The organism is Cryobacterium sp. Hz9 (assembly GCF_004402825.1).
Classification (GTDB): Bacteria; Actinomycetota; Actinomycetes; order Actinomycetales; family Microbacteriaceae; genus Cryobacterium; species Cryobacterium gelidum.
In genome coordinates this window covers 81571-94765 of record NZ_SOFC01000014.1, presented here as the reverse complement: position 1 = coordinate 94765, position 13195 = coordinate 81571, and the positions used below count along the sequence as shown (strand labels likewise).

Below are 13195 nucleotides of genomic sequence, written 5' to 3'. Positions count from 1 at the left end.
GAAGTGAACGTCGAGCGAAATTATCTTGACACCGTCGACCTTTCGGCCCGCGCGGCCGTGGGCGCAAACTGTGGGCTGCGCGTCGCACGTACTCAGTCGATCAGGCGGCGGTACTGGACGTCGACCGTGTGGTCGACGAAACCGAGAGTCCGATACAGGTGCACGGGCCCGACACTGTCGGCCTCCACGTAGAGCGCGGCGGTGGTGCAGCCGGCGTCGGCCAGGCGTTCGAGTCCGGCTCGCATGAGCACGCGACCGAGGCCGCGCCCGGCGGATTCCGCCAGCACCCCGACCACATAGATCTCACCGATCACCCCGTCGACCTTGAGCCAGTTGTAGCCGATCATGCGACCTCCTTCATCACGCAGAATGAGAAAGTCGTCGGCGTTGAACCACGACTCGGCCTGCCGCGCCTCGAGGTCGGCCTCGGTGATCGCGCCCTGTTCCGGGTGCGTCGCAAACACGAGGGCGTTGAGCGCCACCCATTCCGCGTCGTCGACTCCCGGCCGAAACGCCGAAATGCGCTCGTTCCCGACCAGAGCGGATGCGCCCGCTTCCGTGTCGAGTAGCGGCTTGCGCAGCTCCAGCAACGTGCGGACGGCGACGAACTGAAGCTCGCGCGCGAGCGCTCGGGCTGCCGGATGATCGCCGTGCGACCACGCGGTCACGCCGTTCGGCTCGGTCGCGGCCAGTTCGCGTGCCGCGGCGCGCCCATACCCGCGCCGCCGATACGCCGGGCTGATCACCAGGTCGATTTCCCCGCGCCCGGCGAGCGCCGCCCCCACGACGAGTTCCTCCGTTCGCACCAAATAGGCAGTCCGCCGGCCGCTGTGCAGGTCGAACAGTGCCTGCTCATTGAACGGCGCGTACCCGTCGAAGGCCTGTGCGGCCGTGGCGACCCGGTGAAAGGCAGCCAGCGCCGCAGCATCTGCTGTACTAAGCGCGAGTAGAATTGGGAACTCGTTCATCGTTCTCCTCGTGCACATTGAATCGATACCCGACGTTGCGCACCGTGCCGATGAGCGACTCCTGGTCGCCGAGCTTGGCCCGAAGGCGCCGCACGTGCACGTCGACCGTGCGGGTGCCGCCGAAGTAGTCGTAGCCCCAGACTTCGCTCAGCAGCTGTTCTCGAGTGAACACCCGGCTCGGGTGCGCTGCCAGAAACCGCAGCAGCTCGAATTCCTTATAGGTGAGGTCGAGCGGCTTGCCGTGCACCTTCGCGGAATAGCTCGCCTCATCGATGACGACCCCGGCCGCGCGAATCGTGTTCGACGGCTCCGTGCGGGCGAGGCGGCCGGCGGTCAGGCGAATGCGGGCATCCACTTCGGCCGGGCCCGCCGAATCGAGAATGACGTCGTCGACACCCCACTCGGGACTGACAGCGGCCAGTCCTCCTTCGGTGATCACGAGCAGCAGGGGAATAAAGCTGTCCATGGTGCGCAAAATCTGGCAGAGCGACTTCGCTGCGGCCAGGTTGCTGCGCGCATCAACGAGAAGAAGGTCCGAGTCGGGCGCATTGATGAGCTGGTCAGCCTGGGCCGGAATCAGCCGTGCGCTGTGCGACAGCAAAGCCAGGGCGGGGAGTACGTCATTGTTGGCCGCCGAGGTCAGGATCAACAACTGCGCCACTCGCGCCCTCCAGGTATCTCGAGTTTCATACTAGCGTGCCATGCACTGCGGGCGGTCAGGCACAATAGAGACGTGAACTGGCACTGGAAAACGATCGCGACCGTCTGGCTGCTGGCGATTGTGGGCGCTAGTCTGACCGCTTTTCTGGCCACCGAGGCCTCGGCGATCAGCTGGATCGGTCTCACCCTGGCCGTCTGCACCCTCGTCACACTGGGCCTGCAGATCGCCACCGGCAGTAAAGAGGGCTACGTCAAACGGGTCACCGTCAGCATCACCGGAGCCCTCGTCATTCTCGTGATGGCGACCGTCATCGTCGCCCTGCTCGACCTCTCGCACTAGACTCGTAGCATGGATCTGTTAGCACTTGAACTTTTCTTCCTGGGCCTGCTCGGGCTGGCCAGCTTGTCGATCGCCTGGGTATCCGGCATGGTCGTGTTCAAGCTGTTCCGGGGGCAGCGGTAATCACGCATGATTGACCTCCCGGTCGGCTTGCCGTCCGAACTCGTCCCACTCTCCTGGTTGATCGGAGTCTGGGAGGGGTCCGGTGTGCTCGAATACAAGATCGGCGACGAGTCGGTCAGCCGCACCTTCGGCCATCGAATCAGCTTCAGCCACGACGGCCTGCCGCACCTGAACTACAGTTCATACACCTGGCTCGAGCCCGACGCGCCCGCTGCTTCTTCTGAAGCAGCGGATGCCGACGCAGCGGCCCCCGCGCTTTCTGCGTCGAGCCTGTCCGACGAAATGCTGTCTGGCGACAAGCTCCCCTTGGTCACCGAAACCGGTTACTGGCGGCTCAGCCGCCACCAGGGCGATGGCGACCCCGGACCAGGCATGCTGCCCGGCACAGGGGAGCGCCCGTTCACCTCGGCCGCGGCCGTGGAAACCCTGCGCAACCGTGATGGTGGCTTCGACATCGAGGTCACCCTTGTGCATCCCGGTGGCGTCGCCGAACTCTACCTCGGTCAGGTCAAGGGCCCGCGCATCGACCTCGCCACGGATGCCGTGCTGCGCACCGTGGGTGCCAAACCATATGCGGCCGCCACCCGCCTCTACGGCCTCGTCGACAACCATCTGCTCTGGGCGTGGGACATCGCCGCCCTCGGTCAGGACCTCCGCACCCATTCATCCGGTCGCCTCGCCCGCGTCGAATAAGGCGGGTCACTCGGCCGGCCCGTGCCCGGCCCGAATAAATCGGGTCACCGTACTGTTGACACCAATGAGCCGTGCCCACACACACTCCCGATTTTGTGCACGATCGCCGACCCTCAACCCGAGTTGGCAGAATTGAGCGACATGACTGACTCCGAAGCTCCCGTGTCGCCACCGGCCTCCGTGCTGCTGGCCCTGCCCGGCGCGGTTCAGGCCGAAGGAATCGACGCTGGCGTCGCCGCGCACTATGGCAACCCCATGATCGAGCAGCGTTCGCTCGCGGGCGGCCGCTCCATCGTCGACCTCTCGCACCGCGGCGTGCTGGGAGTTTCCGGGCCCGACCGGCTCACCTGGCTCAATTCGATCGCCAGCCAGGAACTGCGCACCCTCGCGGCCGGGGAATCCACGGAGATGCTGCTGCTCGACCCCACCGGACGCCTCGAATACGCCATCCGCGTGCTCGACGACGGCGTTGAAACCTGGCTCCTCGTCGAGGCCGCCGAACTGCCCGGCCTGCAGAAGTTTCTCGACCGAATGAAGTTCATGCTGCGCGTGCAGGTCGTCGACCACACCCTCACCTACGCCACGATCGGCGCCATGACGAATGCCCCCGCCTCCGTTGGAATCAGCGCCGCCGCTCCCAACGAGGTACCGCTGACCTGGCGCGACCCGTGGGCCGTGGTGGCCCGCGGTGGGTACCAGTACGCCGAAACGCCCGAGCATCCCGCAACCCACTGGACCTACACCGAGACCCTCGTTCCCCGCGCCAGCCTTGCCGCCCTGCGCGACGCCCTCGCCGCCGGGGCCCTCACCGTTGGAGCGGCCACATCCGCGTCACCCCGCTCTGTCACCCCTGCCGGTCTTCTCGCGCTGGAGGCGCTGCGCATCGCGGCCTGGCGTCCGCGGCGGGCCCGCGAGGTCGATGAGAAGAGCATCCCGCACGAGCTGGACTGGCTCCGCACCGCCGTGCACCTCAGTAAGGGGTGCTACCGCGGGCAGGAAACAGTGGCGAAGGTTCACAACCTCGGCCACCCGCCGCGCCGCCTGGTCATGCTGCACCTCGACGGATCCGAGGGCGTGCTGCCTGCCCCCGGCGACCCGGTGCAGGCCGACCGCGTCAGGCCGGAAGGTGACGCTGAGCGGGTCACCGTCGGCGCCATCACCTCGAGTGCCATCCACTATGAACTCGGACCGATAGCGCTCGCCGTGATCAAGCGCACTATCCCGGCCACGTCGACGCTCTATGTCGAGTCCGCGGGAATCCTCATCTCGGCCAGCCAGGAGGTTATCGTGCCGCAATCGGCCGGATCCGTCGCCGACATCCCCCGGCTGCCCCGCCTCGGCATCCGCACCCCCGGTCATTGAATTCACCCCCTGCTCGATAGAGTGGGCACATGTCTGCCCCCTACACACTCGTCCTCCTCCGCCACGGCCAAAGCACCTGGAACCAGCAGAACCTGTTCACCGGCTGGGTAGATGTTCGCCTGAGCGAGCAGGGCGCCACCGAAGCCGCGCGCGCCGGGGTGCTGCTGAAGGATGCCGGCCTGCTGCCCGACGTGCTGCACACCAGCCTGCTCTCCCGCGCCATCCAGACCGCGAACCTCGCACTCGAGGAAGCGGACCGCTTGTGGATCCCGGTGAAGCGCTCCTGGCGCCTCAACGAACGCCACTACGGCGGGTTGCAGGGACTCGACAAAGCGGCCACCCAGGCCAAGTTCGGCCAGGAACAGTTCATGCTGTGGCGCCGGTCCTACGACACCCCGCCGCCAGTGCTCGCCGACGACTCCGAGTTCTCGCAGGCGCACGACGCCCGCTACGCCGACCTGGGCCCGGACCTGCCCCGCACCGAATGCCTCAAAGATGTTGTCGAGCGGATGCTGCCCTACTGGCAGTCCGATATCGCGCCAGACCTCCGCGCGGGCAAAACCGTACTGGTCACCGCGCACGGCAACTCCCTGCGTGCCCTGGTGAAGCACCTCGACGGGATCAGCGACGCCGACATCGCTGAGCTGAACATTCCCACGGGAATCCCGCTGGTCTACCACCTCGGCGAAGACCTCATGCCGCTGCGCCCCGGCCAGTACTTGGACCCGGCGGCCGCGGCGGCCGGCGCGGCCGCCGTCGCCGCTCAGGGCAACAAGAAGTAGTCAGCCCGCCAACGAAAAAGGCCCCGAGAACACACGCTACGGAGCCTTTTTCGCGCAGAAGTCAGACGTTGTCGTCCTGGTGCCAGGCGCCGGTGGCGAGGTACTGAACCTTCTTCGCAATGGAGACCGCGTGGTCGGCGAAACGTTCGTGGTACCGACTGGCCAGGGTTGCGTCGACGGTGTCGGCGGCGAGACCCTTCCAGGTTTCGCCGAGAACGGCGTCGAACACGCTGAGGTGCAGGGCGTCGACCTTGTCGTCTTCGTTGCGGATCCTGTCGGCGAGCTGCAGGTCCTGGTGGGTGAGTAGCTCCGTGAGCATGTTCGCGATGACCACATCGAGTGCACCCATTTGGGCAAACGTGCTGCGTAGCCCCTTGGGAATGACCTTGTCGGGAAAACGGTAGCGGGCCAGCTGGGCGATGTGTGTGGCGAGGTCGCCCATCCGCTCGAGGGAGGCGCTGATACGCAGGGCGCTGACGACGATGCGCAGGTCGCGAGCGACCGGCTGCTGGCGGGCGAGGATGGTGATGGCGAGTTCGTCGAGCTCGACCGAGAGTTCGTCGATCTTCTCGTCTTCGGTGATGGCCTCTTCGGCGAGGCTCACGTCACTCTCGTTGAAGGCGCGGGTGGCCTTGTCCATCGAGATCGCGACGAGACGCGAAATATCGACGAGTCGCTGTTGCACTTCGGCGAGTTCTTGTTGGAATACGTCGCGCATGGGGGTGATCCTTCCGGCCGCGCGAACACGCACGATCTATGCAGCCAACCTTGGCCACCGGTTTATGTTGTCGAAATCAGGTTAACGGCAGGTGCCGCCCACTTGAACACTTTCTAAAGTACAGGGCGCGGCGCAGGTGCGCTGTGAACGACGGCCGCAGACTTTCAGTAATCTGTAGAGATGGAATCGACGTGGCTGGTGTTGCTGTCGCTGGCACTCGGGCTCGGTGTCGGTGCCGGGTTCGTGTCGCTGCTGCACGTCGCAGAGCGTCACGGGCGTCGCGCCTCCGAGGTGGTCAATCCCGCTGTGCCTGACGGTATCGACCAGGTACTCGACGCCCTCGAGACCGCCGGCGTCGTGCTCGACCCGTCGAACAACGTCATCAAAACCAGCCCGGGCGCCCTGACTCTCGGCCTGGTCTGGAACCAGCAGGTTGTGCACCCCGAACTGCTCGAACTCGCTCGCCGAGTGCGCCTGACCGGCGAGCCCATCTCCGAAGACCTCGTGCTGTCCCGCGGCCCGTTCGGTGACGCGAGCATGCGCTTTCGGGTGCGCCTGGCCCGGCTCGGCACCCGCTACGTGCTGCTGCTGGCGGAGGACCGCACCGAGGCGTTTCGCCTCGATGAGGTGCGCCGCGACTTCGTGGCCAACATCAGCCACGAGCTCAAAACCCCAATCGCGTCCGTCGGCCTGCTCGCCGAGGCGCTCGATAAGGCAGCAGATGAGCCGGAGCAGGTTCGCCGTTTCGCCAACCGGTTGACGACGGAGTCGGCCCGACTGGGCCGCCTCACCCAGGAGATCATCGAACTGTCTCGGCTGCAGGCGCAGGATGCCCTCGCCGAACCGGAAAATCTCAGTGTCGACGACATCGTCGCTGCCGCGGTCGACCAGAGCCGGGTCGTCGCCGAGGCCGAGTGCATCACGATCGTGATCGGTAAGAAGTCCGGCGCCCGGGTCTTCGGTGACGAAGCCCTGCTCACCGTCGCGGTGCACAACCTCGTCGCGAACGCGGTGAACTACTCCTTAGAGGGGTCGCGGGTCGGCGTCGGCGTGCGCCTGCAGAAGGGCATTGTCGAGATCACGGTAACCGACCAGGGCGTCGGCATTCAGGAAGCCGACCTCGACCGCGTGTTTGAACGTTTCTTCCGCGTCGACCAGGCCCGGTCCCGGCACACCGGTGGCACGGGCCTCGGCCTGTCCATCGTCAAGCATGTCGTGCAGAACCACGGCGGCGACATCCGCGTCTGGTCGCAGCCCGGCAGCGGCTCCACCTTCACCATCCGCCTCCCCGAGGCGGCGCACCCCAACACCGAACCACCCCCGAACAAAACGCGACCGGCTGCTCGTGCGGCCGCAGGAGACAAACTATGACACGCATCCTCTTGGTTGAAGACGAGAGCGCCTTGAGCGAACCGTTGAGCTTTTTGCTCGAACGTGAGGGCTATGAGGTCGTCGTCACCGAAGATGGACCGGGCGCGATCAATGAGTTCGACCAGAACGGCACCGACCTGATCCTGCTCGATCTCATGCTGCCCGGCATTCCGGGCACGGAGGTGTGCCGGGAGATTCGCACCCGGTCGACCGTGCCCATCATCATGCTCACCGCAAAAGATTCCGAGGTCGACATCGTCGTTGGTCTCGAACTCGGCGCCGACGACTATGTCACCAAGCCGTATTCCACCCGCGAACTGGTCGCCCGCATTCGCGCGGTGCTGCGTCGGCATGAGGATCAGAGCGCGACCGACGTGGACAGCATGCTCACGGCCGGCACGGTGCGTATGGATGTGGAACGGCACGCCGTGACGGTCTCCGGCGAGCTCGTGAACATGCCGTTGAAGGAGTTCGAGCTGCTCGAATTCCTGCTGCGGAACGCCGGGCGGGTGCTCACGCGCGGCCAGCTCATCGACCGGGTCTGGGGCACCGACTACTTCGGTGACACGAAGACGCTCGACGTGCATATCAAACGCATCCGCTCGCGCATCGAGGCTGCACCTTCTGAGCCGGTCATGCTCGTTACGGTACGGGGCCTCGGCTACCGCTTCGAAGCCTGACGGCAGGAACGAGACAGGCCGCCGATCCCGAAGGGGCGGCGGCCTGAGCTGTCTGCTGTGGGTTACGCGGAGGGTGTTGCCGACGGGGTCGGCGTCTCAGTCGGCGTCTCTGACGGCGTCTCTGACGGCGTCTCTGACGGGGTCAGGGTCGGTGCGAGCGTCGGCAGCAAAGTCGAGTACTCACTCTGCAAACCGGAGAGAACGGGCACCAGGAGTTCGGTGCCGGTCTCTTCGCCGTACTGGAAGAACACCGGGAACAGCGAGCCTGGCTGACTGTTCATGTTTTCCAGCACCACCGAGGCGGCGCCATCGGTGCCGAGCGTAACTGTCGTGTTGGCCTCAACGGGAACGTCCTGCGAAACCGTGCCGGTGCTCGACTCGTACTGCACGAGCAGGCTCTGCAGCGTGTCCGTGGTGTTGACGACGGAGACGATCAAACTGGCTAGTTCGCCGTCGGTCGAGAGCAGCAGAGCGTTGCGGATGTGGATCTGACCCACATCCCCGCTCACACCGTCACTCGCGTTGTAGGCAATCGAGGTGGCTGGCGCTGCGAAGAATCCGCACGCGCTCGTGCCCAACAGAATGCCAGCCGCCAATACAACGGATGCAGCGATGCGCGCTCTCACAAGACCTCCACTTACTGAAGCAGCGTTCGACGGTGGGTCGACGCTGCAGAATTCACTTTGCCTCTAGCTTAGCGGCGAGTCCGGGCGCACGATTGTTTCTGCCGCGCCTCGCGGGGGCGCGCGTACTGTAGCACCTCGTCGCTGTGGTACCCTAGCAATCGGCGAAGGGATTATCCATGCTGTTTGAGGTTGGCGAAACCGTCGTTTATCCCCACCACGGCGCTGCGATGATCACCGAGGTGAAAACCCGCATCATCAAGGGTGAAGAGAAGCTGTACCTCAAGCTGAATGTCACCCAGGGCGACCTCACCATCGAGGTTCCCGCCGAGAACGTCGACCTCGTTGGCGTTCGTGATGTGATCGGTCCGGAAGGCCTCAACGAGGTCTTCGAGGTTCTACGCGCACCGTTCACAGAGGAGCCGACCAACTGGTCCCGTCGCTATAAGGCCAACCTGGAAAAACTGGCCAGTGGTGATGTCATCAAGGTGTCAGAGGTCGTGCGCGATCTGTGGCGTCGCGACCAGGACCGCGGCCTGTCAGCCGGTGAAAAGCGCATGCTCGCCAAAGCTCGCCAGATTCTCATCAGCGAGCTGGCCTTGGCCGAAAAGACTGATGAAGAGCAGGCATCCACCGTGCTCGACGAAGTCCTCGCTTCCTAAACTGCCGAGCTACCCAGCTCATCTCATTGCTTCGTTAGAGGCGGCGCCGAGAGGCGCCGCCTCTCGCATGTTCGTACCCAGCGTGCAGTCCAGCTCGATCCCCAGATAGATACCCTCCAGATATGACTGATCCCCTCGTGCCGCCGGCCGCGCCCCTCCCGAGCGATGGAGTCGAACCCGTTTTCAGCACTCTCCCGGTCGACGTCGCACCGCCCAGCGCTGCCGTCATTATCGTCGCCGCTGGCAGTGGAACTCGCCTCGGCAACGCTGAACCCAAAGCATTCGTTCTGCTGCAGATGCGCCCGCTGCTCAGCCACGCCCTGGACACCATTTTCGGTATGCGTGAACTCGTACAGATCATTGTGGTCGCCCCCGGTGACCGGGTATCGGACGCCCGTGTCATCGCCGCCCAGGCTGCTCGTCGGCACGACGTGCTGGCCGCTGCCGCGTCCAGCACCGAGTCGACCGGTGCCGCTCCCACCAGCAGCCCGGTGCCTTCGCGCACGGTCACCATCGTCGCTGGCGGGCGCACCCGCCAGGACTCGGTAGAGCTGGGCATGGACGCACTGCTGCCGAGCGTCGACATCGTGCTCGTTCACGACGCCGCGCGCGCCCTCACGCCCGCCGCGCTCTGTGACGACGTCGTCGACGCGGTGCGCTCCACCGGGCACGGCATCATCCCGGGGCTGCCGGTGGTCGACACCATCAAGCGGGTCGCAGACTCCGGCGCCATTCTCGGCACAGTCGACCGTTCCGAGCTGTCCGCCGGGCAGACTCCGCAGGGCTTTCCCCGCGCAATGCTCGCGGACGCCCGCGCCTGGACCCTGCAGAACGGCCGGTTCGAAGCCCTTACCGACGATGCCGCCCTCGTCGCCGACGCCGGACTTCCGGTGAACGTTATTCCCGGCCACCCGCTCGCCTTCAAGATCACGACCCCCGAAGATCTCGAACGTGCTGAGGTCATCCTGCACGCAGCTGCGACCACCACTCATTCCGCGGACGCCTCGGTCGGCCCCGGCACCGACGCGCCTGCCAGTGATGGGCCAGCTGCCGCGCCAGCCGCGCTCCTTCCGCGCATCGGCACGGGCCTCGACGTGCACGCCTTCGCCTCAGACAGTAGGACCGAACTGTGGCTGGCTGGCCTGTACTGGCCGGGGGAGCGAGGCCTCAGCGGACACAGCGATGGCGATGTCGCAGCCCACGCCATCTGCGACGCGTTGCTCGGCGCTGCCGGCCTCGGCGATATCGGTAGCATCTTCGGCACGGCCGACCCCCGGTTCAGCGGTGCACACGGTGACGTCTTCCTCACCGAAACCGTGCGCCTCGTGGCCGCCGCCGGCTACCTCGTTGGCAATGTCTCGGTGCAGATCATCGGCAACCGCCCCCGCTTCACCCCGCGTCGGGGCGAAGCCGAAACGCGACTCGCCGGCATCCTCTCGGCTCCGGTCAATATTTCCGCAACCACGACGGACGCGCTCGGCTTCACCGGCCGCGGCGAGGGGGTGGCAGCGACGGCGACAGCACTGCTCTACCCCGCCCCTCCCGCGGTTCAGCCGCCCGCGCCTGCACGCACGCCCGAGCCGGGTCTGACCCCTGACCTAAACTGGGAGGCGTGACCATGCAATTGTACGATTCGAAGGCGCAGGCCTTGCGTGACTTTGTCCCCCTCGAAGCGGGTCAGGTTTCGATGTACGTGTGCGGACCCACCGTGCAGTCCAGCCCGCACATCGGCCACCTGCGCAGCGCTCTGGTCTACGACCAGCTGCGCCGCTGGCTCAGCTACCGCGGCATGAACGTCACCTTCGTGCGCAACGTCACCGACATCGACGACAAAATTTTGATCAACGCGCAGGGCTCGAATGAGCAGTGGTGGGCCCTCGCCTACCGCTTCGAGCTCGAGTTCACCGCGGGCTATCAGCGCCTCGGCATTCTCGCCCCCACCTACGAGCCGCGCGCGACCGCGAGTATCACCGAGATGCAGACCCTCATCGGCACGCTGATCGAGCGTGGCCACGCCTACGCCGCCCCCGACCAGTCCGGGGACGTCTACTTCGACAGCGCGAGCTGGGGGGCCTACGGTGCCCTCACCCATCAGGCGCGCGGCAATATGGAGGCGGCAACGGATGCCTCCCCGCGCGCCAAGCGTGACGTGCGCGACTTCGCCCTGTGGAAGGGCTACAAGGCCGGAGAACCGACCTCGGCCGCCTGGGCCTCGCCGTGGGGCCAGGGCCGCCCCGGCTGGCACATCGAGTGCTCGGCCATGGCCGCGCGCTACCTCGGCGACCACTTCGACATTCACGGCGGCGGCCTCGACCTGCGCTTTCCGCACCACGAGAACGAGCTCGCCCAGTCGAACGCGGCCGGCAATGATTTCGCGAACTACTGGGTGCACAACGGCCTGGTCAACGTGAACGGGCAGAAGATGTCCAAGTCGCTCGGCAACTCGGTCTTCGCGGTCGAACTGCTCGACCAGGCCCGCGCCATCGTCGTGCGCTATTTTCTCGGTGCCGCCCACTATCGATCGACCATCGACTACAACGACGGGTCGTTGGCCGAGGCCGAAGCGGCCTTGGAACGCGTCGAAAGTTTTCTCGACCGTGCCGACCGCCGGCTCGCTGGCACCCGGTTCGCCGGGAGCGGGGTCGAGATCGTGCCGGATGATTTCGCCGCGGCCATGGACGACGACCTGGCCGTTCCGCAGGCCCTCGGCGTGCTTCACGACACCGTGCGCGCCGGTAACGCCGCGCTGGATGCCGAAGACCTGCACGCGGCAGCATCCGCTCGCAGTGCAGTACTGGCGATGAGCGAAGTGCTGGGAATCAATCCTTTGTCGCCCGGCTGGGCCGTGGCGACGGACGAACCGGCCATGGTGGCCCTGAGTGCGTTGGTCGAGCGGCTGCTCGGCGACCGCAACCTTGCCAGGGAAAACCGCGACTATGCGGCCGCAGACCGAATCCGGGACGAACTCGTCGCCGCCGGAATTACCATCGAAGACACCCCGTCGGGTGCCCATTGGAGCTTTGACTGATGAAGAACTTAGACCGCAAATCGCGCACCGGATCGGTGCGTAAGGGCAGCCGTGGAGCCCAGGTCGGCTCTGGCGGCCAGGGCCGTCAGGCACTCGAGGGCAAGAAGCCCACGCCCAAGGCCGAAGACCGTCCGTACCACCCCGCCGGCAAGCGCAAGGCGGCCGCCGATCGTTTCACCGCGGCCGGCGGCTTCAACTCTCGCCCGGCAGCGGATGCGACCAGCAACCGTGGTGGCGCCCGCGGCGGCCCCGCCGGAGCAGCTCGTGGTGGCGCCCGCGGCGCCTCGCAGGGTGCGCCCCAGCGCGGCACCGGCAACACCGGGGGCGGCGGATCCTCGACGCGTCGGGCCAAGCAGATCGACGAGCACGAAATTGTCACCGGCCGTAACTCGGTGCTGGAGGCGCTGCGCGCGAAGATCCCCGCGCTGACCCTCTATATCGCGGCACGCATCGAAATGGATGAGCGGGTCAAAGAGGTGCTGTTGATGGCGACGAGCCGCAACATCCCGATTCTCGAGGTCATGCGCCCCGAACTGGACCGCCTCGCCGGCCGCGACGCCGTGCACCAGGGACTCGCGCTCAAGGTGCCCTCCTACGAGTACGCGCACCCGATGGAGCTGCTCGAGCTCACCATCAGCCGTGGCCACAAGCCGTTGTTCGTGGCCCTCGACGGCATCACCGACCCCCGCAACCTGGGCGCGATCATCCGTTCGACCGCTGCATTCGGCGGCCACGGAATCATCGTGCCGCAGCGTCGTTCCGTCGGCGTGACCGCCTCGGCCTGGAAGACCAGCGCCGGCGCCGCGGCCCGCACGCCCGTCGCCATGGCGAGCAACCTCACCCAGACGCTCAAGGCGCTCAAGGCGCAGGGTGTGTTCGTGCTCGGTCTAGACGGCGACGGCGACGTGTCGCTGCCCGACCTCGGCACCGGCTTCGCCGAGCGCCCGATCGTGATCGTCGTCGGCAGCGAGGGCAAGGGCCTGTCCCGCCTCGTGACCGAGACCTGCGACGCGATCGTCTCGATTCCAATCAGCGCCGCCACCGAGTCGCTCAATGCCGGAATCGCCGCCGGTGTCACGCTCTACGAGGTAGCCCGTCTCCGTGCCCAAATCAAGCTTGCGAAGCAGGCCGCGAAGCTCTAACGTTTCGCTCAGCGGCCGCCCGGTGCCGGTATCGGCCCGGTGC

At 66.1% G+C, this 13195-nt stretch carries 14 protein-coding genes; 10 read left to right on the top strand and 4 right to left on the bottom strand.

The window, feature by feature from the left end; all coding sequences use genetic code 11:
- Positions 1-92: 92 nt before the first annotated feature.
- Positions 93-968 carry a mycothiol synthase gene (mshD, locus tag E3N85_RS07265; protein ID WP_166783892.1) on the bottom strand — a complete coding sequence of 292 codons (876 nt, stop codon included), beginning with the start codon at positions 966-968 and terminating at the stop codon, positions 93-95.
- On the bottom strand, positions 937-1629 hold the full coding sequence (locus E3N85_RS07260; RefSeq protein WP_134461421.1) for a response regulator transcription factor: 693 nt from the start codon (positions 1627-1629) through the stop codon (positions 937-939). Before E3N85_RS07260 ends, mshD begins: the two co-directional genes overlap by 32 nt.
- 72 nt (positions 1630-1701) lie before the next feature.
- On the opposite strand from E3N85_RS07260, the gene E3N85_RS07255 reads away from it, so the two are divergent.
- From E3N85_RS07255 to E3N85_RS07240, 4 genes are all read left to right on the top strand, one after another.
- Positions 1702-1968, top strand: coding sequence for a hypothetical protein (locus E3N85_RS07255; protein ID WP_134461418.1), 267 nt, complete (start codon positions 1702-1704; stop codon positions 1966-1968).
- Positions 1969-2097: 129 nt separating this feature from the next.
- Positions 2098-2784 (top strand): FABP family protein, encoded by a 687-nt coding sequence (locus E3N85_RS07250; RefSeq protein WP_134461415.1) that lies wholly within the window; start codon positions 2098-2100, stop codon positions 2782-2784.
- 141 nt (positions 2785-2925) lie between these two features.
- Positions 2926-4146 (top strand): folate-binding protein YgfZ, encoded by a 1221-nt coding sequence (locus E3N85_RS07245; RefSeq protein ID WP_134461413.1) that lies wholly within the window; start codon positions 2926-2928, stop codon positions 4144-4146.
- A gap of 29 nt (positions 4147-4175) precedes the next feature.
- Complete coding sequence (locus E3N85_RS07240; protein WP_134461410.1) at positions 4176-4928, top strand: phosphoglyceromutase; 753 nt, start codon at positions 4176-4178, stop codon at positions 4926-4928.
- 61 nt (positions 4929-4989) lie between these two features.
- On the opposite strand, the gene phoU is transcribed toward E3N85_RS07240, so the two are convergent.
- Positions 4990-5646 (bottom strand): phosphate signaling complex protein PhoU, encoded by a 657-nt coding sequence (gene phoU / locus E3N85_RS07235; protein WP_134461407.1) that lies wholly within the window; start codon positions 5644-5646, stop codon positions 4990-4992.
- A gap of 180 nt (positions 5647-5826) precedes the next feature.
- Between phoU and E3N85_RS07230 the strand changes: the two genes are divergently transcribed.
- Positions 5827-7017, top strand: coding sequence for a cell wall metabolism sensor histidine kinase WalK (locus tag E3N85_RS07230; protein WP_134461404.1), 1191 nt, complete (start codon positions 5827-5829; stop codon positions 7015-7017).
- Positions 7014-7697, top strand: a complete 684-nt coding sequence (locus E3N85_RS07225) for a response regulator transcription factor (protein WP_134461401.1) — start codon at positions 7014-7016, stop codon at positions 7695-7697. The genes E3N85_RS07230 and E3N85_RS07225 overlap by 4 nt, the downstream gene beginning before the upstream one ends.
- A 62-nt stretch (positions 7698-7759) precedes the next feature.
- Here E3N85_RS07225 and E3N85_RS07220 read toward each other — a convergent pair whose 3' ends face one another.
- A complete protein-coding gene (locus E3N85_RS07220) occupies positions 7760-8323 on the bottom strand; it encodes a hypothetical protein (protein ID WP_134461399.1) in 564 nt (187 codons plus the stop codon).
- A 176-nt stretch (positions 8324-8499) separates the two neighbouring features.
- Between E3N85_RS07220 and E3N85_RS07215 the strand changes: the two genes are divergently transcribed.
- From E3N85_RS07215 to rlmB, 4 genes are all read left to right on the top strand, one after another.
- Entirely contained in the window at positions 8500-8982 is a 483-nt protein-coding gene (locus E3N85_RS07215; protein WP_134461396.1) for a CarD family transcriptional regulator, read from the top strand.
- A 122-nt stretch (positions 8983-9104) separates the two neighbouring features.
- Positions 9105-10598: a 2-C-methyl-D-erythritol 4-phosphate cytidylyltransferase gene (gene ispD, locus E3N85_RS07210; protein ID WP_134461393.1), complete on the top strand. Its 1494-nt coding sequence runs from the start codon at positions 9105-9107 to the stop codon at positions 10596-10598.
- Positions 10595-12010, top strand: coding sequence for a cysteine--tRNA ligase (gene cysS, locus E3N85_RS07205; RefSeq protein ID WP_134461390.1), 1416 nt, complete (start codon positions 10595-10597; stop codon positions 12008-12010). The genes ispD and cysS overlap by 4 nt, the downstream gene beginning before the upstream one ends.
- Positions 12010-13152: a 23S rRNA (guanosine(2251)-2'-O)-methyltransferase RlmB gene (gene rlmB / locus E3N85_RS07200; RefSeq protein ID WP_134461387.1), complete on the top strand. Its 1143-nt coding sequence runs from the start codon at positions 12010-12012 to the stop codon at positions 13150-13152. The genes cysS and rlmB overlap by 1 nt, the downstream gene beginning before the upstream one ends.
- Positions 13153-13195: the final 43 nt, after the last annotated feature.